The sequence below is a fragment of the Streptomyces sp. TAA486 genome (assembly GCF_000426165.1).
The window spans coordinates 146,528-170,909 of the sequence record NZ_AUEV01000021.1 but is presented as its reverse complement, the minus strand read 5'-3'; the positions used below and the strand labels follow the sequence as shown (position 1 = coordinate 170,909).

Below are 24,382 nucleotides of genomic sequence, written 5' to 3'. Positions count from 1 at the left end.
TTTTTGCTCGCGTCCACTGTGCGGTATCTGAAACAACAACCGTTGTGCGGATACAACTGAACAGCGTTCATCGCTGATACACATAAAGATTTCCCCGGACCGGTTCCGGTTTCCGGGGTGTGTTTCGGTGGTCATAGCGTGAGGGAAACGCCCGGTTACTTTCCGAACCCGGAAGCTAAGCCTTACTGCGCCGATGGTACTGCATGCGGGAGCGTGTGGGAGAGTAGGTCACCGCCGAACTCCTTGTAGGAGAAGCCCCGTTGGAGGGGTGGGAACAACAGCCCACACACACCAACGGGGCTTCTTCATGTGCCCGTACAGTTGCCCCATGGGCAGGTATGACGTGGTCGTCTTCGACAACGACGGTGTGCTGGTGGACAGCGAGCCGATTTCCAATCGCGTACTCGCCGAGTATCTGACGGAGTTGGGGCATCCGACCACGTTCGAGGAGTCGGTCCGCGACTACATGGGTTCGGCCGTGCACCGCATTCACGAGCTGGTGCTGGAACGGTCGGGGCGGCGGCTGCCGGACGACTTCGACGACGCCTTTCACGGCCGCGTGTTCGCCGCGTTCCGGAGCGAGTTGAAGGCAGTGGAGGGTGTGCACGAGGTGCTCGCGAAACTGGACGCGGACGGTGTGCCGTACTGCGTCGCCTCGTCCGGGAGCCATGAGCGCATCAGGGTGGCACTGCGGAAGACGGGACTGTATGAGCACTTCGGCGAGGGGCGCATCTTCAGCGCGGACGACGTCGGTCGGGGCAAGCCCGCCCCGGACCTCTTTCTTCTCGCCGCGGAGAAGATGGGTGTGAGGCCCGAGAGGTGCGCCGTCGTGGAGGACAGCCCGATGGGTGTGCAGGCTGCGCTCGCCGCCGGGATGGACGTCTACGGCTTCGCGTCCATGACGCCCCGCGAGAGGCTCGGTGGGGTCATCGCCCACTTCTCCCGCATGGAGGAGCTGTCGGCGCTGCTCTCGTAGGGTCTGACCGCTCCGAGCGGCCTCTGTGATCCGTCCCCGGACCATGCCGGTACGGTGGCGGGATGAGTGGCGGCGCACAGTTGATGTGGGACGAGGCAGTCACCGGTTACGACTTCGGGCCGGGGCACCCGATGAATCCGGTCCGGTTGGCGCTGACGATGCGGCTGGTCGAGGCGCTCGGGCTCGACGCGCACAAGGACCTGAAGGTGACCTCCGCGAAGGCGGCCGGGGATTCGACGCTGCGGCTCGTCCACAGACAGGACTACATCGACGCGGTGCGGCGCATCTCCGACGATCCGCCCTCGGCGACGGGCGAGTTCGGGGTCGGCACTCCGGACGATCCCGCGTTCGCCGGCATGCACGGGGCATCCTCCCTGATCGCGGGCCAGTCCGTGGCGGCCGCCGACGCCGTGTGGCGCGGGGACGTGAAGCATGGGGTCAACTTCGCCGGCGGCCTGCATCATGCGATGCACGCGTCCGCGTCCGGGTTCTGCATCTACAACGACGCGGCGCTGGCCATCGCACGGCTCCTGGAGAACGGGGCGGAGCGCGTCGCGTACGTCGACGTGGACGTGCACCACGGGGACGGCGTCCAGGACGCCTTCTGGAACGACCCCCGCGTGCTGACGATCTCTCTGCACGAGCACCCGCGGATGCTGTTCCCCGGCACCGGCTGGCCCGAGGAGAGCGGCGGCCCGGACGCCGAGGGCGGTGCGGTGAACGTGGCGCTTCCGGCGGGCACCGGCGACGAGGGCTGGCTGCGGGCGCTGCACGGTGTCGTGCCCGACCTCCTCCGCGAATTCCAGCCACAGGCGCTCGTCACACAGCACGGCGCGGACACGCACTTCGAGGATCCGCTGGCTCATCTGGCCGTCAGCGTGGACGCCCACCGCATCGCCGCCGAGTCGCTGCACGGCTGGGCGCACGAGTACGCGGACGGGCGCTGGGTGGCGCTCGGAGGCGGCGGCTATGCCGTGTTCGACGTCGTGCCGCGCACATGGACGCACCTGGTGGCGATCGCCGCGGGCGCGCCCGTGCCCCCGGAGACCGAAGTCCCCGAGTCCTGGCGGGAGTTGGTGTACGCACGCACCGGCAGCCCTGCGGCGCCCCAGCGGATGACGGACGGGCGCGACCCGGAGTGCCGCGTGTGGTCGGAGACGGGCTACGACCCTGCCGACGCGCTCGACCGGGCGGTGCACGCGACGAGGAAGGCCGTCTTCCCGGCGCACGGGCTGATGCCGTAGCCGGACGGGGAAGAGCCTCGGTCACCGCGCTCCCGGCCCCCGCACAAGGATTCGCCAGGTGGACGCGGGCCGGAGGCCGGGCCGTGAGGGCCACCGGCCGCCAGCATGGGCGGTGTGCTGAGCATCGGCGGATCAGAGGCGGGGAAGGTCGGGGCGGACAACGGTCCGACCGGCGCGGGTGAACTGCGTGCGCATCTCCTCGCCTCCCGCCTTGCCGGCACGACGGCCACCAGCCGGGAGAAGAGCCTGCGCCGCTACCGGCTCTTCGCCGCTCGTGACCCGCGCGCCCTGATCGGGCTCGAACCCGAACGTGAGTGGCCTGTACCGGCGTTGCTGGCACTTATGGCTGAAACCTGCGGTGTCTCGGCCGACGCGGCTACTGTCACGGGTCACGACACCATCGACCCCGAGCGCACCATCGCTGCGCTGGACGCGTTCGCCGACCGGCTGCGAAGTGCGGCTGAGCGGCGGGTTCCCGTGTTGCTCGGGACGGGTCATCCGGCGCGCCTTCTGGGCTTCTACGCAACATTGGCCTCAGCTCTATCGTCGGCGGGATGCACTCTTCTCACATCAGCGACGGGGAGACGTATCGACATAACGACCCAGTTCGGCGTACGCACTCTCACCCTCGGATACGCACGGCGTGTTGCGCTGATACACGAACCCGGCGTGCGCCCGGCAGTTGATGCGCCTGGTGTGCACACGCATTCGCCGTTGCCGCTGCGGACCGTGCTCGCCGCCGCGATGGTGGACGGTGGACCGTTGCCGAGTCTGGTCATCGGGGACCACGGATGGGTCTGCGCAGCAGGTCAGTTGGGTATTGAGGCCATCGGGCCCGCAGATACGGATGATCCGGCGCCGTTCGTGGGTCAGGCCGAGGGGAGGGTGTCGGTCGCGGTACCTGTCGATGACGCTGCGCGGTCCGACAGCTACCGTCCGCTGGCGCGCTATGTACTCAATCGAGCGTGTCTGTCACAGTAGGAGACCGATCGCTACTCCTCTTCCCCACTTGCATCACCCGCCCCTAATCTGGGGAGGAGCGCGCATGCGAGCGGGAGTCGCCGGAAGGGGAAGCCGGTGACCGACATGTGCGGAAGGTTCAGGTGTGACATGGCTGCTGGCAAGGGACCTCTCAACGAGGTCAACTTTCTGACCGTGGCGGAAGTCGCCTCGGTGATGCGAGTGTCCAAGATGACCGTGTACCGGCTGGTGCACAGCGGTCATCTGCCGGCGATCCGGGTGGGCAGGTCCTTCCGGGTCCCAGAGCAGGCCGTCCATGAATACCTCCAGGAATCCTATGTGGGGGTGGAAACGGCCTGAAGGCGTCGCGCGACGACCCTCGGATTACGAGCCGCGCCCGGCGCCGGGTAGGCTGACCCTTCATGTAGGTCGTGTGGGCTCGGACGCCCCGCGCCGAGTGAAGACAGTTCTCTCCGCCCAAGCGGAGATGATTTGTGAGCGAGGGTTGTCGTGGGCTCAGTAATCAAGAAGCGGCGTAAGCGGATGGCGAAGAAGAAGCACCGCAAGCTCCTGAAGCGCACGCGAGTTCAGCGTCGCAACAAGAAGTGAGCGAGCGCCGGGTTCGTCGTTGACCGCCGTTCTGCTGCCCGCACCAGGTGTGCGGTGCGGTGGGGCGGCGGTTTCGTTTGGTACAGGCGTCTGAGTTTCGCCTACGCGTGTGCGGACAGGCGAGAGTCGGAATCCGCGGAACCGGAGTCGGCCGGAACACGCGGGGACCTCGCTTCATGCTGCAGGGTCCGCAAGCGGGCGTCAGGGGAGGGATCTTGGGCAGGGTCGTACTCGTCACCGGCGTGGCCCGGCAGCTGGGTGGCCATTTCGTGCGCCGTGTCCAACGTGAACCCGACGTGGACCGCGTCGTCGGCGTCGACGTCACAGAGCCGGTACACCACTTGGGCGGCGCCGAGTTCGTCCTGGCGGACATCCGGCAGCCCGACATCGCCGGAGTGCTCGCGCAGCACGGCGTGGACACCGTCGTCCACATGGATGTGCACGGCTCGCCGCCGTCGGTTCCGGGGACGGGCGGTCGCAGCTCGGTCAAGGAAGTCAACGTCATAGGCACCATGCAGCTGCTCGGCGCGTGCCAGAAGGCCCCGACGGTGCGCCGGCTGGTCGTGAAGTCGACGACGAGCGTGTACGGCGGGGCACCGCGCGACCCGGCCGTCTTCGACGAGTCCACCCCGGCCAAGTCGCTGCCCAGCGGCGGCTTCGCGAAGGACGCCGTCGAGGTCGAGGGGTACGTGCGCGGCTTCGCCCGGCGCCGCCCCGACGTGTCCGTCACGGTGCTGCGGTTCGCGCATGTGCTGGGCCCTTCCGTGGACTCGCCTCTCGCGGCGTACTTCGCGCTTCCGGTGCTGCCGACCGTGCTCGGCTACGACCCGCGGCTCCAGTTCGTGCACGAGGACGACGCCGTCGAGGTGCTGCGCCTGGCGGCCCGCGAGCCCAGGAGGGGCACGCTCAGCGCCGGTACGTTCAATATCGCCGGGGACGGCACGCTGTTGCTCTCCCAGTGCGCGCGCAGGCTCGGCCGTCCGACGGTGCCGATGCTGCTTCCGGCGATCCGCTGGGGCCGGTCGCTGCTGCAGTCGGTCGGTGCGACGGATTTCTCGCCGGAGCAGGTGCGGCTGCTGACGCACGGACGTGTCGTGCGTACGGCACAGATGCGTGAAGTCCTCGGCTTCGAGCCGCGGTTCACGACGGGCGAGACTCTTGCGGCCTTCGCGCGCAGCCGCGGGCCGGGGCTGATGCCGCCGGAGGCCCTGGCCCGTACGGTCGACAGAGTGGCTGCGATGCTGGAGCCACCGGAGGTCGGAGCGCAGGACGAGGAGGTCGGCCGGCGTGGCTGATGCGAAGGTCATCCCGTTCGGGTCTCCTGACGACGGGCACGAGCGGCGTGGTGGGTACCAACGGCACGAGGCGCGCGGGGAGCGGCATCTGCGCACGGGACACGCGGGCACGGGCGGCAGCGGAAACAATTCCGGTGCCGATGGCAGTGATGCGGCGTCCGGCGGTGGCGCGGACGCGCGAGGCGGCGCCGGAACGGAGGGCGGCTGGGACCGCAAGGCCGCACAGGCGCTCGCCTTCCTGCGCAGGCGCGTCACCGGCGAGTACGAGGTCGACGACTTCGGCTACGACCCCGAACTGACCGACCAGGTGCTGATGTCGCTGCTGCGGCCCATGTACGAGAAGTACTTCAGGGTCGAGGTGCGCGGTGTCGAGAACATCCCCTCGGAGGGCTCGGCGCTCATCGTCTCCAACCACTCGGGCACGCTGCCGCTCGACGGTCTGATGATGCAGGTCGCCGTCCACGACAACCATCCTGCGGGCCGCCATCTGCGCCTGCTCGCGGCGGACCTCGTCTTCATGCTGCCCGTCGTCAACGCGCTCGCGCGCAAGGCAGGGCACACGCTTGCCTGTTCGGAGGACGCCTCGGCGCTGCTGGCAAGGGGCGAGGTCGTGGGGGTCATGCCGGAGGGGTTCAAGGGACTGGGGAAGCCGTTCTCGGAGCGCTACAAGCTGCAGCGGTTCGGGCGTGGCGGCTTCGTCTCGACCGCGCTGCGCGCCGGGGCGCCGATCGTGCCGTGCTCGGTCGTCGGGGCCGAGGAGATATTCCCGATGGTCGGCAACGCCAAGACGCTCGCACGGCTGCTGGGGTTCCCGTACTTCCCGGTGACGCCCACGTTCCCCTGGCTCGGGCCGCTCGGGGCTCTGCCGCTGCCGACGAAGTGGACGATCCAGTTCGGTGAGCCGATCCCGACGGACGGCTACCCGGCCGGATCGGCCGAGGACCCGATGCTGATGTTCAACCTCACGGACCAGATACGCGAGACCATCCAGCACACGCTCTACAAGCTGCTGGTGCAGCGCCGGTCGGTGTTCTTCTAGCCGCACCCGGGCGGGTGCGGACGCAACAGGGGGCACCCGTCCCGTCGGCAGTGACCGCGAGACGGAACGAGCAACGCCCCTTCCATGTCCCGGACTTCACTGCCCGGTGCCACCGAAGGGGCGTCGCCTGCGCCGCTCTCTCCGCCGCGCGCTACTTGCCGTTCTCCGAGAGCTTCTTCAGCCCCGGCAGCACATCCGGGACGATGGGCGGCAGCGTGACCTGCGAATCATGCTGCGAATCGCCGTCCGAGCCGGGGTGCGACGGATTCCCGTCCGCGTCCCTGGACGGGTCCAGGATGCCGCCACCGCCGATGAGTTCTCCGGCACGCGGATCCGAACCGGTCGGCGACGGCTCGCCGCTTCCGCCGGCCTCGCGCCCGTCCTCCGAGAAACCGGACGAGGACGTCGACGACGGATCGGGAGACGTACGGCCGTGACCGTTCCGGCCGTCACCCCCCTGTCCCTGTCCGCGTGACGACTCCTTGTCCGAGCCGGAGAGCAGGCCCGCGATCGGGGTGATGTCGTGGTCCATGGCGTCGAAGACCGAACTCACGTCGTCGCGGACGTCCGAGAGTTGCGGCGGCAGGTTTCGCTGGAGCTTCGTCCAGCTCTCGCGGTGTCCCGAGCTGAACGAGGAGAGCGAACGCATCGGTGCGATGCTGCCGTCCCTCTCGTAGGCCGAGCTGAGCAGGTGATGTCCCTCAGTGGCGTCGTAGCGCATCCCGGCGAGGGCCCTGCGGACCTTGCCCATCGACTCGTCATCCAACTCGGCACCGCCGCGCGCCCGTTCCATCAGGCGGCGGGCCTCCCGCAGCCTTGCCGACGCACGGTCCAGATGCACCTGGCCGCGGTCCGTCTCGTCGTCGGCGAAGTCGAGGCGCAGATCCTCCATGCCCCGCTTGAGACCGTACAGCGAGTCGCCGGGCAGGGCCTCGCTGCTCGCCGCTGCGACGCCGCCGAGCGCGGACGCGGCGACTCCGACGCCGAGCCCGCCCGCGGCAAGCCCCTTGCCGAGACGTGAATGGGGACGGAGCTTGCTCAACGGACCGGCGGTGGGGGCGCGATGGGCGCCTTTCCTGGAGCCGCGGCCGTCCCGCTGTGCCGGAACCTGACGGGCGCGCGCCTCGGGTGAGGCGAACTCCGCCTCCATGGCGGCGATCAGCTGCGCCCGCTGGACGGTCTTGACGTCGGGAGCCAGCGCCGGCCGGGGCACTGAGCGGAGCTTCTCCGCCAGACCCAGCAGCAGCTCGGGCTCCGTGTCGCCGTCTTCCCCGGACGAGCTCTCCGCCGCACGTGCGGCGGTCGCCACGCCGTCGCCCGCCTGGAACGGACGTACCGGCGCGGGCGCGGGCGCGGGAACGGGCACCGGTGCAGTGATGCCCGGGCTCCCGACCACCTCAGCCGTCCGGTTGTCCGCCCCTGCCTCGTCGAGCGCGTGCTCGTCCAGGGCTTGTGCGAAGGCGGCAGCTCGCTTGCTCGCGGCTGCGGACCCGATCACGGGCGGCACCTCCTCTCGTCAGCACGGTCCACTCCCCATCACGGACGGAAGCTGTGGACAAAACGCTGATGTTCACTCGGAAGTGTGAGCGAACCCTTGCGCGCCACGGGTGCGGGGAGACTGCACCCCCACAACGAGCGGCAAGCCACTCGGGTTACGGACTCACGATGATGTGACCACATGCATGCGCGGAGTCACCCTGTGGTGAATGGCAAGCCCGGCAAAATCGGATGAACCGGGCTGCGCGAAGGGCGAGTTGGGCTCAGCGCGCGTCCGAGGGCAGCAGCCGCGCGAGAGTGCGGACCGCCCGGTACTGGAGGGTTTTGATGGCACCCTCGTTCTTCCCCATGGCACGGGCGGTCTCGGCGACCGACAGACCCTGCAGGAAGCGGAGCGTGACGCACTCCTGCTGCTGCGGGTTGAGCCTGCGTACGGCCTCGAGCAGAGCGGCGTTGGAGAGCGACTCCAGGACGGAGTCCTCCGGGCTGCGCTCGACCTCGTTGGCGTCGAGCATCTCGCCGGTGGTCACCTCGAGCCGGAAGCGGCTCGACTTGAAGTGGTCGGCGACCAGATTGCGGGCGATGGTGACCAGCCATGCGCCGAAGTCCCGGCCCTGCCAGGTGAAGGTCCCGATGCGCCGCAGAGCCCGCAGGAACGTCTCACTCGTGAGGTCCTCGGCCGTCGCCTTGCCGCCCACGCGGTAGTAGATGTACCGGTACACGGTGTCGCTGTACTGGTCGTAGAGGCGGCCGAAGGCCTCGGCCTCGCCGGCCTGCGCCCGCTCGACGAGATCCATCATCCGGCGGCCGTCGGTGTCCGAGACCGCAGGACGGGCGCGCCGGGCGTGCGACGTGCCCGCGCTTCCCGAGGCGGAGCTGCGGGTGCGCCTGCCGACACTGCCGGAGGACGCGGCGGAGACGGCCGGGGCGGCGTGGGCGGCAGCACCTACCGCCGCGCTGGTGGCGGCGCGGTGCGCCATGACATAGCGGTGGCCGGCGGGGACGGGTACGGCCGATGCGAGGGCGGGGGCATACGCGCGGGGGACAAGATCGCGCAGCCGGCCGAGTGCCGCAACGACCGTGCTGCGCAGCGTAGCCAGGCCCGAGGCGTCAACCCCGACGTGTGGGTACACGGGACTCCCAGAGGCAGAGCTTCCATCACGTGCAGTACGGGACCGTTCGACCCGGAAGGGGCGTGTGGGTACCGATTGCGTCTGAGGAGAATAACGCTTCGTATAGACAGTGCTACGCGTAGTTGCTGAAATCGCCGGTTCAGTCGGATCTGTTACGCGTTGATGCCTTCATTTGAACAGAGTGTGAACAGGTCAACGATCGTTTGCTGATCACAACTTGTCGTTCGAGTTACGACTTGTGCCCGGAAGTCCGAAGCGTGACTGGCGGGAAGGACCGTGCGCCGGATGTGCGAAACACGGGCCCAACTGCCGTGCGGCCACTGGCCGATACGGCGTGTCGGGAGGTGGCCGGCCGGGCTGAGGCCTTACCGGCGGCGACGCTGCAGAGCCACCGCCGCGGCCGCTCCGCCCGCCACCGCACCGACGCCCGCGGCCGCCGGGATGCCGACCTTCGCCGCCTTGCGCCCGGTCCTGTAGTCGCGCAGCCGCCAGCCCATTTCGCGCGCGTGCTCGCGAAGCCTGCTGTCAGGATTGATCGCATACGGATACCCGACGAGCGAGAGCATCGGGATGTCGTTCGCCGAGTCGCTGTACGCGGCGCACCGCTCCAGCTCCAGGTCCTCCGCCGTGGCGAGCGCCCGTACGGCCTCGGCTTTGGCGGGGCCGTGCAGCGGCTCACCCACCAGCCTTCCGGTGTAGACGCCGTCGACGGACTCCGCGACGGTGCCGAGCGCGCCGGTCAGGCCGAGCCGCTGGGCGATGATCGTCGCCGTCTCCACGGGTGCCGCGGTCACGAGCCAGACCTTCTGTCCCGCGTCGAGGTGTGCCTGGGCGAGCGCGCGGGTGCCGGGCCAGATGCGTCCGGCCATGAACTCGTCGTAGATCTCCTCGCCGATGGCCGTGAGTTCGGAGACGCTGTGGCCCTTGACGATGGACAGAGCGCTGGAGCGCACGTCCGCCATGTGCCCGGCGTTCTCGTTGCCGGCCATCCTGAACCAGGCCTGCTGCCAGGCGAACCGGGCCAGTTCGCGCTTCTCGAAGAAGTCGCGCTTGTACAGGCCTCGGCCGAAGTGGAAGAGGGCGGCGCCCTGCATCACCGTGTTGTCGAGGTCGAAGAAGGCGGCAGCACGGATGTCGCCCGCGACGGGGAATTCGGACTCTTCGTCCTCGTCCGCCTGCGCCGCCTCGAAGACACCCTGCTGGAGCTCTTCCGCCTGCCGCTGCTCCAGTTCCTGCTTGCGTGCCGCGTCGGCCGACGCCTCGCCCGCGAGCACGCTGCGCGCGGTCGCGGAGCCGGCCCGGCTGGCGATCCAGGACCAGGCGTGACGGGGGGAGGGACGGGAGGGCATGACACCGAGGATAGCGACTTCGTGGCGCCGGGCTGTTACGCCCGGATGTCCAACTGTGGGCCGTACGGGACACATTCGGAACTCACCGGTTGCGTACGGGTGTTAGGGGTGCCCGCGCGTCCCGTACGGGCGGCGGGAGGGCCCGTGACCGTCCCGTGCCTGTACGTACGGGTATCGGGGCGGCCCATCCGGCGGCAACGGCGCCGGATGTGAAGCCGCGGGGAGGTGACGTGTGGTGCCGGAGAAGCGTGACAATGGCGGGCATGAGGACTGTCACCCTGATCGGTAAGCCCGGATGCCATCTGTGCGACATCGCGCGGGACGTGATCGTGCGGGTGTGCGCCGAGACCGGAGCGGCCTGGGAGGAGAAGAGCATCGAGGACGACCAGGAGCTGTACCGGAAGTACTGGGAGCAGATCCCGGTTGTACTGGTGGACGGTGCGCAGCACGATTTCTGGCGCGTGGACCCGCAACGGCTGCGCAAGGCGCTGGAGAGCTAGCCGACGGACCAAGGGCGCCGTCGGGCGGCCCCGGGAAGACCGGTTGCCGTGCTGGGCAAGGGAGTTGGGTCCTGTCGCGGTGCCGCCGGTCACGGCCGGTAGCAGAGGAGGAGTGACGTGTGTCGCGCGTGTTGCATGTGGCACCGGTCACGTTGACCGGACAAATCGGACTCCATCTTTGTGCACGCGTTCACAAAGGCATAGCCTGGTCGCGATGGAGCGTTCGGAACGCGCGGCTTGTGCGAGATCGCTCACCGCTTCGCGCAAACGGCAGGAGCACTGTGGCAACTGGCCGAAACCACCGACCGGCGACGACCCGGAGCCGAGGGATCCCCGAGGCCACCGTCGCCCGGCTTCCGCTGTACCTGCGGGCTCTGACGGCGCTTTCCGAGCGTTCGGTGCCCACGGTCTCCTCCGAGGAACTGGCCGCCGCGGCGGGGGTCAATTCGGCCAAGCTGCGCAAGGACTTCTCGTACCTCGGCTCCTACGGCACCCGCGGGGTCGGATACGACGTCGAATACCTCGTCTACCAGATCTCGCGCGAGCTGGGTCTGATGCAGGACTGGCCCGTCGTCATCGTCGGTATCGGTAACCTCGGCGCCGCGCTCGCCAACTACGGCGGTTTCGCCTCCCGTGGATTCCGCGTGGCCGCCCTCATCGACGCCGACCCGTCCCTGACAGGCAAGCCCGTCGCCGGTATCGACGTGAAGCACACCGACCAGCTCGAGCAGATCGTCGACGAGAGCGGCGTATCCATCGGCGTCATCGCCACACCGGCGGGCTCCGCGCAGCAGGTGTGCGACCGGCTGGTCGCCGCCGGGATCACTTCCATCCTCAACTTCGCCCCGACCGTGCTGTCCGTCCCCGAGGGCGTCGACGTACGGAAGGTGGACCTGTCCATCGAGCTTCAGATCCTCGCCTTCCACGAGCAGCGCAAGGCCGGCGAGGAAGCGCCCGAGGAGGAGACCGCCCCTCCGGCTGTCCCGCCCGCCGCGGCTGTCAGCAAGCGTCCCGAGCCGGGATCTGACGGGGACCGCCCCGCCGTGATGCCCGCATGAGTCTGCTGGTCGTCGGTCTGAGCCACCGCAGTGCCCCGGTGAGCGTCCTGGAGCGGGCCGTGCTCGCGCCCCAGGTGCGCGGCAAGCTGCTGCAGGACGCCCTCAGCGCCGAGCCTGCCGCCGAGGCGGCGGTGCTCTCCACCTGCAACCGCATCGAGCTGTACGCCGACGTGGACAAATTCCACGCCGGCGTCGCCGAGCTGTCGACGCTGCTGGCGCAGCACAGCGGCGTCGGCCTCGATGAGCTGACCCCTCACCTGTACGTGCACTACGAGGACAGGGCCGTGCACCACCTGTTCTCGGTGGCCTGCGGTCTGGACTCGATGGTCGTCGGCGAGGGCCAGATCCTCGGCCAGATCAAGGACGCCCTCGCGGTCGCCCAGGAACAGCACACCGCGGGGCGGCTGCTGAACGACCTCTTCCAGCAGGCGCTGCGCACGGGCAAGCGGGCCCACAGCGAGACGGGCATCGACAAGGCCGGACAGTCACTCGTCACCTTCGGCCTGGAGCAGCTCGCGCGGACCGCGCCCGTCGAGGAGTGGGTGCGGGGCAAGCGCGCCCTGGTCATCGGCGCGGGATCTATGTCGTCCCTCGCCGCGACGACCCTCGCGCGGGCCGGTGTGGCCGAACTGGTGATCGCCAACCGGACCCTGGACCGCGCCGAGCGGCTGGCCTCCGGGCTGGGGCCCGGGCTCGCCGCGGGTGCGGCGCCGGTCGCCGCGCTGAGCGCCGGGCACGGTCCGCGCGCTCACGCGCTGCCGATCGACGGCCTCGCGGCGGAGCTGCCCCGCGCGGACATCGTCGTCTCCTGCACGGGCGCCACCGGTCTCGTCCTCACCGGAGAGGCCGTACGCGAGGCGCTGGACCGGCGTTCCGCCGCCGGCGCGGAGGACGCGGCAGGACCCGGTGGGGACATGGCGCTGCTCGACCTGGCCATGCCCCGCGACATCGACGCCGCCTTGCACGGCACCGAGCGGGTGCGGCTCGTCGACATCGAGTCGCTCGCGGAGGTGGCCGCGGACGCGCCGCTGGCCGCGGACGTGGACGCGGTGCGGAGCATCGTCAGCGACGAGGTCTCCGCCTTCGGCGCCGCGCAGCGGGCCGCGACGATCACCCCGACCGTCGTCGCGCTGCGCACGATGGCCGCGGACGTCGTGTCCTCGGAGATGGCCCGGCTCGAGGGCCGGCTCCAGGGCCTCGACGACAAGCAACGCGCGGAGATCACGCAGACCGTCCGGCGCGTCGTGGACAAGCTCCTGCACGCGCCGACCGTGCGTGTGAAGGAGCTGGCCGGTGAGCCGGGCGGCGCCGGATACGCGGACGCCCTGCGCGAGCTCTTCGACCTCGACCCGCAGACGGTCGCCGCCGTCAGCAGCCCCGTGACCCCCGGCGTCCCGGAGCCCACCGAGTCCCCGGAACGCCGCGGCGCGGGACGGCGGACCGAGCAGAACGACGAAGCAGGCGTCCCGGGCCCGAACACGGCCGGGCGCGACGAGGTGAGCACATGAGCAACAGCCCAGCGAACGCCCTCCGCCTGGGCACCCGTCGCAGCAAGCTCGCCATGGCCCAGTCGGGGCTCGTGGCCGAGCAGGTGCGGCGGCTGACCGGACGCCCGGTCGAGCTGGTCGAGATCACGACGTACGGCGATGTCAGCAAGGAACAGCTCGCGCAGATCGGCGGCACCGGCGTCTTCGTGACGGCCCTCCGCGAAGCGCTGCTGGAAGGGCGGATCGACTTCGCCGTCCACTCGCTCAAGGACCTGCCCACAGCGCAGCCCGAAGAGCTGAATCTGGCCGCAGTGCCCCGTCGTGCCGACGCCCGGGACGTGCTGATCGCCCGCGACGGGCTCCGCTTCGAACAGCTCGCGGAGACCTTGCGGACCACGGGCAGGCCCGCCCGCATCGGCACGGGATCGCCCCGCCGGATGTCCCAACTGGCCGCCTGGGCACACAGCCTGGGCGTCGAGGTCGACACCGTGCCGATCCGGGGGAATATCGACACGCGCATCGGGTATGTGCGCTCAGGCGAACTCGACGCCGTGGTGCTCGCAGCTGCCGGGATGGAGCGCACCGGACGCCTCGACGAGGTCACCGAACTGCTCAGCCCCGACGTCGTGCTGCCGGCCCCCGGCCAGGGGGCCCTCGCTGTCGAGTGCGCGTCGGCCGACGTACACCTGGCCACCCAGCTCGCCGAGCTCGACGACCCGCACACGCGGGCCGCCGTGACCGCCGAGCGAACCCTGCTCGCCGCCTTGGAGGCCGGCTGCAGCGCACCCGTGGGAGCGCTCGCCGACCTGCTGGACGACGGGCAGGTTGTCACCGAAATGCGCCTGCGCGGCGTCGTCGGAACCATCGACGGCGAGACGCTGGTGCAGCTGTCCACCACCGGTCCCGTACCGGCGTCCGCGGAGGGCGCAGCGATCCCGGAGAACATGGGTCGTGAGCTCGCCGACGAGATGCTCGCCAAAGGCGCGGCCGGTCTGATGGGGGAGCGAGCACTTTGAGCCCCACCACTGCCCACAACTCGACAGTCCGGCACCTCTACGGCGCACACGGACACGTCACCTTCCTAGGTGCCGGGCCCGGGGACCCGGGTCTGCTGACCCTGCGCGCCGTCGAGGCGCTGGCACACGCCGACGTGCTTGTGGCCGACCCGCATGTGTACGACGTGGTCCGCGGCCACGCGCGGGCAGGGGTGGACACGCCGCTTCGGGTGGAAGCCGAGGCGAAGCCGGACGCGAAAGCTGACGGTGTGTCAGCCGACGCGGCGAACGGTGCAGCAGATATTGCCATGGCGGCCGCACGCTCCGGCAAGCGGGTCGTGCGAGCGGTGACGGGCGATCCCGGCCTGGACGCCGACGCGTCGCGCGAGATGCTGGCGTGCGCACGGGAAGGCATCCCGTTCGAGGTCGTGCCCGGCGTCGCGACCGCCGTGGGCGTCCCCGCGTACGCCGGGATCCCGCTGCGCGACGCGGAGGGCACCGACGTCCGCTTCATCGACGCACGCACCGCCGACGACAGATGCTGGACCGAGGTCGGCGCCAGCGACGCCACCGTCGTCGTCTCCACGAGCCTCGACTCCGTCGTCTCCGTCGCCGGCGAACTCGTCGCCGGCGGCCGCAAGCCCGAGACGCCGCTGACGGTCACCGCGGCGGGCACCACGACGCGGCAGCGGACATGGAGCGCCACGCTCGGCACCATCGGGCAGGTACTCAAGTCCGCGAAGGTGCTGCCGTCCCCGGAGGGCGGGCAGCCGGTCATAGCCGTGGTCGGCGAGCGCAGCGGCGCGGCGGAGCGTCATCGCCTGGCGTGGTTCGAGTCCAAGCCGCTCTTCGGATGGCAGGTGCTGGTACCGCGCACGAAGGAGCAGGCCGAGTCCCTCTCCGACCAGCTGCGCAGCTACGGTGCCGTGCCCGCCGAGGTACCCACGATCGCGGTGGAGCCGCCGCGTACGCCGCAGCAGATGGAACGGGCGGTCAAGGGTCTGGTCACCGGGCGGTACGAGTGGATCGCCTTCACCTCGGTCAACGCCGTGAAGGCGGTGCGCGAGAAGTTCGAGGAGTACGGGCTGGACGCGCGTGCCTTCGCGGGGATCAAGGTCGCCGCGGTGGGCGAGCAGACCGGCAAGGCACTGATCGAGTTCGGTGTGAAGCCGGACCTGGTGCCCAGCGGTGAGCAGTCCGCCGCCGGGCTGCTGGAGGACTGGCCGCCCTACGACCCGGTCTTCGACCCCATCGACCGCGTGTTCCTGCCGAGGGCCGACATCGCCACCGAGACGCTCGTGGCGGGGCTCATCGAGCTCGGCTGGGAGGTCGACGACGTGACCGCGTACCGCACCGTGCGCGCCTCGCCGCCGCCCGCCGAGACGCGGGAGGCGATCAAGGGAGGCGGCTTCGACGCGGTGCTGTTCACCTCGTCGTCCACGGTGCGGAACCTCGTCGGCATCGCCGGCAAGCCGCACAACGTCACCGTCATCGCCTGTATCGGCCCGGCCACCGCCAAGACGGCGGAGGAGCACGGGCTGCGGGTGGACGTCATGTCGCCGGAGCCTTCAGTGCACAAACTGGCCGAGGCGCTGGCGGACTTCGGCGCGGAGCGCCGCGCGGAGGCCGTCGCCGCCGGCGACGTGGTGAAGCGGCCGAGCGAGAAGCGCCCGGCCAGGAGGAGGGCACGATCGTCGTGACTGCGCATGTTCCCGGTGGTGCCGGTGCCGGTGGTGTCGGCAGCGGGGCCGTCCCGGGCGGCTTCCCGTCCGTGCGGCCGCGGAGGCTCCGCACCACCCCGGCGATGCGCCGCATGGTCACCGAGCACCGGCCGCACCCGGCGGATCTGATCCTCCCCGTCTTCGTACGGGACGGCATCAGCGAGCCGGTGCCCGTCTCGTCCATGCCGGGCGTCGTCCAGCACACGCGGGAGACGCTGAAGAAGGCGGCAACCGAGGCCGTGCGGGCGGGCGTCGGCGGCATCATGATCTACGGCGTACCCGAGGAGGCCGACAAGGACGCGGTCGGCACCGCGGGCACCGACCCCGAGGGCATCCTGCAGGTCGCGCTGCGGGACGTACGGGCAGAGGTCGGCGACGACATCGTGATCATGTCCGATCTGTGCCTGGACGAGACCACCGATCACGGCCACTGCGGCGTCCTGGACGCGCAGGGGCGGGTCGACAACGACGCGACGCTGGAGCGGTACGCCGAGATGGCCCGCGTCCAGGCGGAGGCCGGGGCCCATGTGCTGGGCCCCAGCGGCATGATGGACGGCCAGATCGGCTACGTGCGCCGCGCGCTCGACAAGGCGGGCCACCAGGACGTGGCGCTCTTCGCCTACACGGCCAAGTACTCCTCGGCGTTCTACGGCCCGTTCCGTGAGGCTGTCGGCTCCTCGCTCAAGGGCGACCGCAACACTTACCAGCAGAACCCGGCGAGCAACGCCCGTGAGGCGCTTCGTGAGTTGTCCCTCGACGCCGCCGAGGGCGCGGACATGGTGATGGTCAAGCCGGGGCTTCCGTACCTGGACATCCTTCGCGAATTCGCCGAGCGGGCCGAAGTCCCCGTCGGCGTCTACCAGATCTCCGGTGAGTACGCGATGGTCGAGGCGGCCGCGCAGAACGGCTGGATCGACCGGGACCGGGCCATCATGGAGACGCTGACGAGCTTCAAGCGCGCGGGCGCGAACCTCATCCTCACCTACTGGGCGACAGAGGTCGCGGGGAAGCTCTGACGGCTCGCCCTGCGGCTCCGCCCCGGCGGCAACGTCCAGGTGCCGACGGCCCCTTGGGCGGGGCCGTTCCGGCGAGGACCGGTCAGGGCTTCCTTCCGATGCCGGCGTAGAAGAACGCGTCCGCGTCGGTGATGCCGGAGTCGCCCTCGGGGCGCCAGCGGTGAGTCGTGGTCAGGCCCGGCTCTATCAGCTCCGTGCCCTCGAAGAAGCGCATGATCTCGGACTTGGTGCGTATCTGCGCCGGCGTTCCACTCGCCCGGTAGACCTCGACGGCCTTCTCCGCAGCCGGGTTGAAGTCGGGGGTGGCGTGCGAGAGCACCAGGAAGCTGCCGGGGGCGAGCCGCTGGACCATTTCCTGGACGATCTCCACGGGCCCGTCCTCGTCCGGGAGGAAGTGGGTCACCGCCAGCATCGAGAGCGCAACGGGCTTGTCCAGATCGACAGTTGCGCGGAGCTCCCGTGATTCCAGCACGGCGTCATGACGCAGGTCCGCGTGCACGTAGGCGGTCTTGCCCTCCGCGCTGCTGAGGGTCAGCGCATCGGTGTACTCCAGCACCGTCGGGTCGTTGTCGGCGTAGACCACGCGTGCGTCCGGGGCCACTTCCTGCGCGACCTGGTGCAGGTTGGGCTCGGTGGGGATGCCGGTGCCGATGTCGATGAACTGCCGCACGCCGTACTCGGTGGCGAGCGTCCGCGTCGCGCGGTGCATGAAGTCCCGGTTGGCGCGCGCACCGGTGACGATGAAGGGGAAGACCTGCTTGACCTTCTCCGCAGCCTCCTGATCGACCGGATACCAGTCCTTGCCGCCGAGGTAGTAGTCGTACATCCGGGCGGAGTGTGCCTTGCTGGTGTCGATCTGCTGGGGACGTGCGCCGGATCCGGTCATCGCTGTGCTTCCTCTTCTGCCGCTGCCAGGACGGGTGCAGGGCGAATCACGTCCGTGCCCTTGCCGGTTCGTCAACAGCCCTTCGGTGCAGCCGAATTGAAACTATCAGAACGATGGTTGCGTGTTGAAGGTCCTGTGCGGCGGCAGCTTTGCGCCGGTGACCTGGACGTCAGCCCCGGCCGCTCGAGGAAGATGGCGGGCCGCGGCGTTCAGTGCGGGAATTCGACGACGAGGTCGGCGGCCTCGCGGCCCGCGGCGATGAGGCGGGCGTTGGCCTCGTCGGAGCGGTGCACCCAACTCTCCGCCTCGGAGGGCGACTTCCCGTACCGCACATGCCGGTCGATGAGCCGGCCCAGCCGCATGCCCTCGTCGAGGCTCACCCACCAGCACGCGTCCAGCAGCGGGCGGACCGGCCGCCACGCCGGCTCGTCCAGCAGCAGGTAGTTGCCTTCCGTGACGACGAGCGGGACGTCCGGCGGCACCGGCAGGGACCCGGCGACGGGCTGCTCCAACTCCCGGTCGAATCCCGGCGCGTAGACGGTCTCGCCCTCGCGCGGATCGCGGAGCCGCCGCAGCAGCGCCGCGTAGCCGTACGGATCGAACGTGTGCGGCGCACCCTTGCGGTCGAGGCAGCCGAGGCGGCGCAGTTCGGCGTCGGCGAGATGGAAGCCGTCCATCGGGACCTGCACGGCCCGGGCCGGACCGAGGGAGTCGACCAGGAAGGCCGCCAGGGTGGATTTGCCGGCGCCCGGCGGCCCCGCGATCCCCAGGATGCGCCGGCCGCCCCCAGGGCCTTCGGCCTGGGTGGGGGTCCCCCCAGCCGCGAGCCGTGCCGCTCTGGCCAACAGGTCCTGCGGGTCGGCCGACGCCTCCTGTGAACTCATCGTCCCCTCCGGTCAGAAGATGCCCTGGCCCGGGACGAGGATGCCCGCCGGGTCGTAGCGGCGGCGGGCCGCCTCCAGAGCGGGCCAGGCGCGGCCGAAGTGGTCCCGCCAGTCGGAGCGGTGGAAGGGGATGGAGCCCACCGGGTACTGCTTACCTCCGGCGTCGCGGACCTTCTCGTACGCGGCACGGTTGGCCGCGAGCAGCCGGTCGACGGTGGCGGGCTCGTCCGGCGGGCTGGTGCGCAGCACGGCGAGCAGGTACGGCGCCGGGTCGTCCGGCATCCGGAGCATCGGCGTGTGCAGCACGTCCCTGCGCAGCGGGTACAGCAGCACCACCCCGCTCGTACCGACGTCCTCCGGCTTCAGAGCGTCGAGGATGCCGGAGGCCAGGGGCTCGACGGACGCCGACGGCAGCAGCAGGTTGAGCCACGGGTGCGGGTCGTCCCAGAGGCCCTGTTCCTTCTGGTCGGCGACGGAGGGGGCGAGTCGGTCGAGGAACGTGAAGTAGTCGAGGGTGTCCGCGGTCATGCCCGCGCTCTCGAAGCGCAGCCCTGCCAGCAGCGCCTCGTCGTCGGGCTCGGGGCCCGCCGGGGGCACCTCCCAGGTCGAAGACTCTGGGGGAGGCCCGTACGCGACGGCCTCCAGCACATGGACGCGGAACGCGCCGGTGTCGTCGGGGAGCACGAGGCCCTCGACGTAGTCGAAGCGGCCCTCGGTGGTCAGCCGCCGCTGGTCCTCGAGGAAGACGGCCAGGTCGCGGTAGGGGAGTTGGAAGTGCCGCACCGTCTTCGGAGCCCGTACGAGGCGGAGCGTCGCACCCACCACGACCGCGCACTGGCCCAGGCCCGCACGTACGGCGTCGAACAGGTCCGCGTGCTTCGTCGCCGAGCAGCGCACCAATTCGCCCGCGCCCGTGACGACTTGGAGTTCGGTGACGGCGTCGGTCTGGGTGCCGTGCCGGTGGGCCTGACCGCCGAGACCGCCGACGGACAGCGTGCCGCCGACGGAGAGTTCAAGATAGTCGGTGAAGACCGGAGGCGTGAGCCCTTGCGGCAGTGTGGACTTGGCGACGGCGCTCCAGCGCGCGCCCGCGCCGACGGTCACCGTGCTGTCCTTGACGGGACCGATGTCCTTCAGCGGGGCGGTCTCGATCACCAGGCCGCCCTCGGTCTGCGCCTGCCCGTGCGTCGCATGCCCCTGGCCGCGGGGCGCCACAGGGATGCCGTGCTTGCGGCAGAAGCGGACCATCACCACGACGTCGTCGACCGAACCGGGGCGCAGAACCGCTGCCGGGCGGCGGTGGACGATGTGCCCGAAGTCCTCGGCCGCAGCGTCGCGCGAGGCGTCGTCGGTGAGCAATTCCCCGTCCAGGGGCGGCACATCGTCGAAGTCGCCGCTCGCGGAACGCGGTGGCCGGGTGCGTTCCGTTGCCCAGGCGCGTGCCGTGGGATCGAATCCGACGACGGCCGCGGTGGCCAGGCCGTACAGGGCAGCGGTCCGTCTCGAGGGTTCTGAACTTTCCCGGCTCATGGGTGTCCTCCTGATGCGGCGTCAGCGGGTGTCTCCCGGCGGTGGATGCTACGCGCGTCCGTGTGGACGCGCGCGCCTTTACCCGCCGGACAGGGGGACCTCCCCAGGTCGAAAGCCCTGGGGAGGCCGTCCCCCTGCCGCGCCCCGCCCCCGTCTGTACGGCCTGTACGGCCTGTGTACCGGCTCCTGCGCGTGACGGTACGTCCCCGGCACCGGTTGACCAGGACGGGCAGGGGCGGGGTACGGGGTCACCGGAGGCGGGCATGAGCGAGGGCGCGGAACGCGGTCCCGACGGCAGCGAGCGGCCGGTACGGGACGAGGACGACGCGGACGACACCGCAGCAGTGGTACGGACGGTCGGCCGGCTCGTCTGAAGCTCAGGGGTGGTACGGCGGTGGGGCACGCCGAAGTCCAGCTCACCAGCCGCCTCATCTCCGATCCAAGGGAAGTCCAGCTCCTGGATATGCGGTATGGGATCATCCGTGCGCAGGCGCTTACACCGAGTGAGTCCCTGGCCCTGGTCGCAGAAGCCTTGGGAGACACATGACGCTCAAGTCCGTTGCCGAGAACGGCTCCACGCCTGAATGGGTCAGGAGCAGCTACAGCAGCAACGACGGCCCGGAGTGCGTCGAGGTCTCGGCCGTTGTACCCGGCAGGGTCCGCGTGCGGGACTCGAAGGACGTCGCCGGCTCTCAACTCGCGTTCGGCGCGGCCAGTTGGAGCGCGTTCACGGGCTTCGCCGCGGGATAGCCGCCCGCGGGCCATGCCACGTGAGTCCCTGGCCTGGCCGGCTCCGCAGCCGTGACAGAACCGAAGGTCCGCGCCCTGAATCAGAACTGACGCGTATTCGACTCCCTTTGGCGGTGACGGCGCGCGCAGGACCGTTTGGTGATCTGGGACACGTGCATGGCACTGTGGTGCGGGTGATACGCATTCCCCAGCATTCGCGGCGCCGTTGGCTGCGGCTCATCCTGTTCGCCTTATTCACTTACGCGTCGCTTCACCTGGCATGGGTGCTGTTCACAGCCAACGTAAAGGCAGAGGCGGAACTGGTCGGCGTCGTGAGCATGTTCGCCGGGCTGTGGTCGCTCGCGGCGGCGGTCGCCCAGTTCCTCCCCCCGCCGCCGCCCCCGCCCGATGCGGCCGAAGCCGCCGACCAGTTGGCGGCCACGGTGCGGGAGCAGTGGTCGGACGAGGTCGAGCACCGTCAGTTGCGGGACCCGGCAGTGATCCCGCTGTCCTGGGCGGCCACGGCCCGACCGGTGACTGCCCCGACCGAGACCGTCGTCGGACCTCAAGCCGGACGCGTCACGCGGCTCTCTCTCGACGGCCGCCTGGAAGGGGACTTCCACCGCGCTGCTTCCCAACTGGCGGCCGGCTTTCGGCAAGTGCCCAGCAGCAGGCTGGTGGTCCTTGGAGAGCCGGGGGCCGGAAAGACCGTCCTTGCCATCATGCTGACGCTCGGCCTGTTGGCCGACCGCGCCCCGCACAGTCCCGTCCCCGTACTGCTGTCCGTCTCGGGCTGGGACCCGGTCAGCGAATCACTGGATGACTGGATCGTCGGCACCCTGGCCACCTCCTACTACGGCGGACAACCGCAGGTCCCGCGTCGGCTGCTGAACCGGCGGATGCTGCTGCCGGTACTCGACGGGCTCGACGAGATACCCGAAGCGGCCCGCCGCAACGCCGTACGGGGCCTCAACGAGGCATGCGGTGGTGGCCGCGGCGTCGTAGTGACCTGCCGGTCAGTCGAATACCAGGACGTGATCGAGGGCGGCTCGCCCCCACTTCGCCGAGCACCGGTGGTCGAGGTGGCACCGGTGTCCGTGCCGGACACCATCGCCTACCTGACCGAGGTCAACTGGCCGGACGGAGTGGACTGGGAACCGGTCTACACCCATCTACGGCGACATCCCGACGGGCAGGCGGCCACCGCGCTGTCTACCCCTCTGGCGCTCTCCCTCGCACGCGTCGTCTACCGCAACTGCGACCGGGACCCGCGCGAACTCCTCGACTTCGACGGCCGGCACGCCACCGAAGACCACCTCGTCGACCACACCATCCCCGCCGCCTACGCCCCACGACCGGGCACCCTCCCCCAGCAGACGGACAGCAGCTGGCAGGAGGAGTCACGGAAGGCGGAGCGATGGCTGACGTTCCTGGCCACCTACCTCCACCAGCACCGCGAACGGGACCTCGCATGGTGGCTCATGAGTCGCCGCCTCCTCTCCCGCTGGACCGGACTCCTGATCGGCATCGGGGTCGGGCTGATCTTCCTGCTTGCCGTGACAGCGGCGCAGAAGGCGGCCCACTTGCACCAGATCGGTTGGCCCGTCTGGACCGGCGTGACGGTGGCGGTCTTGGTGATGCTCACCTGGTACGGGGCCCCGGACCAGCCACCGGGCCGCATATCCTTCGCCCTACGCGGCTCCCTGGACCGGCTGCGCAGCGGATTCCGCACCGGCTTCGCCCTGACATCGCTCGTAGCCGTAACCCTGCTGGGCTCCGCTGGCGTCCTCGTGACCGCCGACGATCAATGGTCTCCAACGGCACTGGTCTTCGCCGTCCGGTTGACCGCAGTCGCCGTGGGCGCCGCGACCGCCATCGGTCTGGCCTTCGCCGTCCGCAACTGGTTCAACACCCCACCCCAACACTCCACTCGCACCACCCCCATGGGACTGCTGAACCAGGACCGCAGCTCGTCCGTACTGGGTGCGGGCTTGGCCGGAACCGTCCTCGGGATCACAGGTTTCCCGCTGCTGTGCGCAGCCGCCTCTACCGCGCTCATCGCGGTCCTGGCGCTGACCGGGGAATCGAAGATGTCCCTGACCGAAGCCGCCTCCCAGACGGCCATCGAGACGGGCATCTACGACCGGCTCCTGCCGACACTTGCTGTCACCGCGCTGCCCGGTGCCGTACTCGCCCTTCTGATCCTCCTCTCCCGAGCCTGGCCACGATTCGCCCTGCTCCACCTCGTCCTCGCGATAAAGGGCCAACTGCCCTGGCGATACGCCCGGTCCCTGGCCGACGCCCGAGAGCGCCAACTGCTGCGCCAGTCCGGCGGCCAGTACCAATTCCGCCACATCCGCCTACAAGAACGTCTCGCCAGCCGCTCCCTGGCACAAGATCGTGAACCGGTCCTCCAAACCCGGATCGTCCGCCGACGCCGCTTCCAACTTGCCGCCGCCGTATCCGTGTTCGCGACAGGCGCCCTCCTCGTCAACCAGACCCTGACCGAGGACACCTCTCGCACGACCTTGCCCACCGGCAACGTCGAGGCAATGGCGTTCGGGCCACCGGGACAGCACGTCCTCATTACGGTTGACGATCAGAAAATTGTGCGACGGTGGAACACCGAAACGGGAGAAGGGGTCACGGCAGGGAGGCTTAACGCACCACCCGTTTATGAGGGCGGCGGAATCGCTACGGGCGAGAAGGGCGCGGTGTTACTCGAGCCCAAAATGGGCAGTGACGAGCCCATCTCGAGGGCGTGGCAAGTTCCGTGGAACGGTCCTGCGCGACTGAGGTCGCCTCAACTCGTGAACGGCCCTGAACCACCCGCCTCCAAGGTGATATTGAGCACGGGCGGTCGCTACCTGATGATGGCGACTGAGCGGGAGGATCTGCTGGCGCGGGACATGGGCACCGGAAAGGAGTCCCGCGTGAAGGCCCCGGGGGGAGTGTCGCTTGAGGGCGATCTCTCGGCCGTGAATGACGGCAAAACACTCATAAGGTCTGTCATTCGCTCGGAACGCGATTACAGAACCGAGGTGCGCGACCTGAAGAGCGGCGAACTCCGATGCGCAATCCGAGGTGAATCGGCGATGCCACGAATCGACGCCCACGGCACACGGTTCATCGCCACCAGAAAAAAGGCCGTGCTCCTCTGGGACAGTCAGTGCCGGAAGATGGACGTCTCACCCATCAAAACGTACGACTACATCGACGAAGTGGCCCTGAGCCCGGACGGCGACCAACTGGCGGCCACCTTCGACGGCGCGACCCACCTGTACCGACTCCCGCCGCCCGGGAAATGACGCGGGGCAACAAGCGTTCGGCCGCTGCACCGGCCGGGCCTCAGCGGTGTGGCGAGCCCCGAGGGCGCACGTCGGGGCGGTCGCCGATCCACAGAGGTGGACCATTCAGTCCCGAGACCCTCGAACTCCTCACGGACCAAGGACCAAGGACCAAGAGGAATCGTCA

21 protein-coding genes and 1 rRNA gene are annotated in these 24,382 nt (G+C 69.8%); 16 read left to right on the top strand and 6 right to left on the bottom strand.

All coding sequences use genetic code 11. The features are described 5' to 3' along the window. The first annotated feature begins 123 nt into the window (after positions 1-123). From rrf to I004_RS0126525, 8 genes are all read left to right on the top strand, one after another. Positions 124-240 (top strand): 5S ribosomal RNA (gene rrf, locus I004_RS0126555). A gap of 88 nt (positions 241-328) precedes the next feature. Further along, positions 329-976, top strand: a complete 648-nt coding sequence (locus I004_RS0126550; protein ID WP_037977871.1) for an HAD family hydrolase — start codon at positions 329-331, stop codon at positions 974-976. Between the two features lie 62 nt (positions 977-1,038). After that, positions 1,039-2,220: an acetoin utilization protein AcuC gene (locus I004_RS0126545; protein WP_028437986.1), complete on the top strand. Its 1,182-nt coding sequence runs from the start codon at positions 1,039-1,041 to the stop codon at positions 2,218-2,220. A 105-nt stretch (positions 2,221-2,325) separates the two neighbouring features. Further along, positions 2,326-3,201: a phosphatase gene (locus I004_RS0126540; RefSeq protein ID WP_078511830.1), complete on the top strand. Its 876-nt coding sequence runs from the start codon at positions 2,326-2,328 to the stop codon at positions 3,199-3,201. A gap of 129 nt (positions 3,202-3,330) precedes the next feature. Next, on the top strand, positions 3,331-3,540 hold the full coding sequence (locus tag I004_RS0126535) for a helix-turn-helix domain-containing protein (RefSeq protein ID WP_158677109.1): 210 nt from the start codon (positions 3,331-3,333) through the stop codon (positions 3,538-3,540). A gap of 150 nt (positions 3,541-3,690) precedes the next feature. Then, positions 3,691-3,789, top strand: coding sequence for a 30S ribosomal protein bS22 (locus I004_RS38550; RefSeq protein ID WP_003948845.1), 99 nt, complete (start codon positions 3,691-3,693; stop codon positions 3,787-3,789). A 215-nt stretch (positions 3,790-4,004) separates the two neighbouring features. After that, positions 4,005-5,084 carry an NAD-dependent epimerase/dehydratase family protein gene (locus tag I004_RS0126530; RefSeq protein WP_028437984.1) on the top strand — a complete coding sequence of 360 codons (1,080 nt, stop codon included), beginning with the start codon at positions 4,005-4,007 and terminating at the stop codon, positions 5,082-5,084. Next, on the top strand, positions 5,077-6,123 hold the full coding sequence (locus I004_RS0126525; RefSeq protein WP_028437983.1) for a lysophospholipid acyltransferase family protein: 1,047 nt from the start codon (positions 5,077-5,079) through the stop codon (positions 6,121-6,123). The genes I004_RS0126530 and I004_RS0126525 overlap by 8 nt, the downstream gene beginning before the upstream one ends. A 151-nt stretch (positions 6,124-6,274) precedes the next feature. Here I004_RS0126525 and I004_RS0126520 read toward each other — a convergent pair whose 3' ends face one another. The 3 genes from I004_RS0126520 to I004_RS0126510 form a co-directional block, all read right to left on the bottom strand. Beyond that, on the bottom strand, positions 6,275-7,621 hold the full coding sequence (locus tag I004_RS0126520) for a DUF5667 domain-containing protein (protein WP_028437982.1): 1,347 nt from the start codon (positions 7,619-7,621) through the stop codon (positions 6,275-6,277). A 262-nt stretch (positions 7,622-7,883) separates the two neighbouring features. Further along, entirely contained in the window at positions 7,884-8,753 is an 870-nt protein-coding gene (locus tag I004_RS0126515; RefSeq protein ID WP_028437981.1) for an ECF subfamily RNA polymerase sigma factor, BldN family, read from the bottom strand. Positions 8,754-9,118: 365 nt separating this feature from the next. Beyond that, positions 9,119-10,102, bottom strand: a complete 984-nt coding sequence (locus I004_RS0126510) for an HAD-IB family hydrolase (RefSeq protein WP_037977868.1) — start codon at positions 10,100-10,102, stop codon at positions 9,119-9,121. Between the two features lie 263 nt (positions 10,103-10,365). Between I004_RS0126510 and I004_RS0126505 the strand changes: the two genes are divergently transcribed. The 6 genes from I004_RS0126505 to hemB all read left to right on the top strand — a co-directional run bounded on the left by I004_RS0126505 (position 10,366) and on the right by hemB (position 16,879). Further along, positions 10,366-10,602, top strand: coding sequence for a glutaredoxin family protein (locus I004_RS0126505; RefSeq protein WP_037977945.1), 237 nt, complete (start codon positions 10,366-10,368; stop codon positions 10,600-10,602). A 281-nt stretch (positions 10,603-10,883) separates the two neighbouring features. After that, positions 10,884-11,660, top strand: a complete 777-nt coding sequence (locus I004_RS0126500) for a redox-sensing transcriptional repressor Rex (RefSeq protein ID WP_028437978.1) — start codon at positions 10,884-10,886, stop codon at positions 11,658-11,660. After that, on the top strand, positions 11,657-13,168 hold the full coding sequence (locus I004_RS36195) for a glutamyl-tRNA reductase (RefSeq protein ID WP_078511829.1): 1,512 nt from the start codon (positions 11,657-11,659) through the stop codon (positions 13,166-13,168). Before I004_RS0126500 ends, I004_RS36195 begins: the two co-directional genes overlap by 4 nt. Next, positions 13,165-14,163: a hydroxymethylbilane synthase gene (gene hemC, locus I004_RS0126490; RefSeq protein ID WP_028437977.1), complete on the top strand. Its 999-nt coding sequence runs from the start codon at positions 13,165-13,167 to the stop codon at positions 14,161-14,163. The genes I004_RS36195 and hemC overlap by 4 nt, the downstream gene beginning before the upstream one ends. Continuing rightward, complete coding sequence (locus I004_RS0126485; protein ID WP_028437976.1) at positions 14,160-15,842, top strand: bifunctional uroporphyrinogen-III C-methyltransferase/uroporphyrinogen-III synthase; 1,683 nt, start codon at positions 14,160-14,162, stop codon at positions 15,840-15,842. Before hemC ends, I004_RS0126485 begins: the two co-directional genes overlap by 4 nt. Next, positions 15,839-16,879, top strand: a complete 1,041-nt coding sequence (gene hemB / locus I004_RS0126480) for a porphobilinogen synthase (RefSeq protein WP_051345459.1) — start codon at positions 15,839-15,841, stop codon at positions 16,877-16,879. Before I004_RS0126485 ends, hemB begins: the two co-directional genes overlap by 4 nt. 82 nt (positions 16,880-16,961) lie before the next feature. Here the strand turns inward: hemB and I004_RS0126475 are convergent, their stop codons facing one another. The 3 genes from I004_RS0126475 to I004_RS0126465 form a co-directional block, all read right to left on the bottom strand. Then, positions 16,962-17,765 (bottom strand): SAM-dependent methyltransferase, encoded by an 804-nt coding sequence (locus I004_RS0126475; protein WP_028437974.1) that lies wholly within the window; start codon positions 17,763-17,765, stop codon positions 16,962-16,964. A 209-nt stretch (positions 17,766-17,974) separates the two neighbouring features. Beyond that, positions 17,975-18,649, bottom strand: coding sequence for a nucleoside/nucleotide kinase family protein (locus I004_RS0126470; RefSeq protein ID WP_028437973.1), 675 nt, complete (start codon positions 18,647-18,649; stop codon positions 17,975-17,977). Positions 18,650-18,661: 12 nt separating this feature from the next. Further along, entirely contained in the window at positions 18,662-20,179 is a 1,518-nt protein-coding gene (locus tag I004_RS0126465; RefSeq protein ID WP_037977866.1) for an FAD-binding protein, read from the bottom strand. Positions 20,180-20,722: 543 nt separating this feature from the next. Here I004_RS0126465 and I004_RS0126455 point away from each other — a divergent pair. Both I004_RS0126455 and I004_RS0126450 read left to right on the top strand, forming a co-directional pair. After that, the gene (locus I004_RS0126455) at positions 20,723-20,929 is read left to right on the top strand and encodes a DUF397 domain-containing protein (protein ID WP_028437971.1); all 207 of its coding nucleotides are present in this window, start codon (positions 20,723-20,725) and stop codon (positions 20,927-20,929) included. Positions 20,930-21,192: 263 nt separating this feature from the next. Further along, positions 21,193-24,216 carry an NACHT domain-containing protein gene (locus tag I004_RS0126450; protein WP_158677108.1) on the top strand — a complete coding sequence of 1,008 codons (3,024 nt, stop codon included), beginning with the start codon at positions 21,193-21,195 and terminating at the stop codon, positions 24,214-24,216. Positions 24,217-24,382 lie beyond the last annotated feature (166 nt).

What these genes read in the sequence shown, in the direction of transcription:
- I004_RS0126505 (WP_037977945.1), top strand. Translation starts at nt 10,366, where the DNA reads ATGAGGACTGTCACCCTGATCGGTAAGCCCGGATGCCATCTGTGCGAC.
- I004_RS0126465 (WP_037977866.1), bottom strand. Translation starts at nt 20,179, where the DNA reads ATGAGCCGGGAAAGTTCAGAACCCTCGAGACGGACCGCTGCCCTGTAC.
- hemC (WP_028437977.1), top strand. Translation starts at nt 13,165, where the DNA reads ATGAGCAACAGCCCAGCGAACGCCCTCCGCCTGGGCACCCGTCGCAGC.
- I004_RS0126550 (WP_037977871.1), top strand. Translation starts at nt 329, where the DNA reads ATGGGCAGGTATGACGTGGTCGTCTTCGACAACGACGGTGTGCTGGTG.
- I004_RS0126545 (WP_028437986.1), top strand. Translation starts at nt 1,039, where the DNA reads ATGAGTGGCGGCGCACAGTTGATGTGGGACGAGGCAGTCACCGGTTAC.
- I004_RS0126455 (WP_028437971.1), top strand. Translation starts at nt 20,723, where the DNA reads ATGACGCTCAAGTCCGTTGCCGAGAACGGCTCCACGCCTGAATGGGTC.
- I004_RS0126470 (WP_028437973.1), bottom strand. Translation starts at nt 18,649, where the DNA reads ATGAGTTCACAGGAGGCGTCGGCCGACCCGCAGGACCTGTTGGCCAGA.
- I004_RS36195 (WP_078511829.1), top strand. Translation starts at nt 11,657, where the DNA reads ATGAGTCTGCTGGTCGTCGGTCTGAGCCACCGCAGTGCCCCGGTGAGC.
- I004_RS0126540 (WP_078511830.1), top strand. Translation starts at nt 2,326, where the DNA reads ATGGGCGGTGTGCTGAGCATCGGCGGATCAGAGGCGGGGAAGGTCGGG.
- I004_RS0126535 (WP_158677109.1), top strand. Translation starts at nt 3,331, where the DNA reads ATGGCTGCTGGCAAGGGACCTCTCAACGAGGTCAACTTTCTGACCGTG.
- I004_RS0126475 (WP_028437974.1), bottom strand. Translation starts at nt 17,765, where the DNA reads ATGACCGGATCCGGCGCACGTCCCCAGCAGATCGACACCAGCAAGGCA.
- I004_RS0126510 (WP_037977868.1), bottom strand. Translation starts at nt 10,102, where the DNA reads ATGCCCTCCCGTCCCTCCCCCCGTCACGCCTGGTCCTGGATCGCCAGC.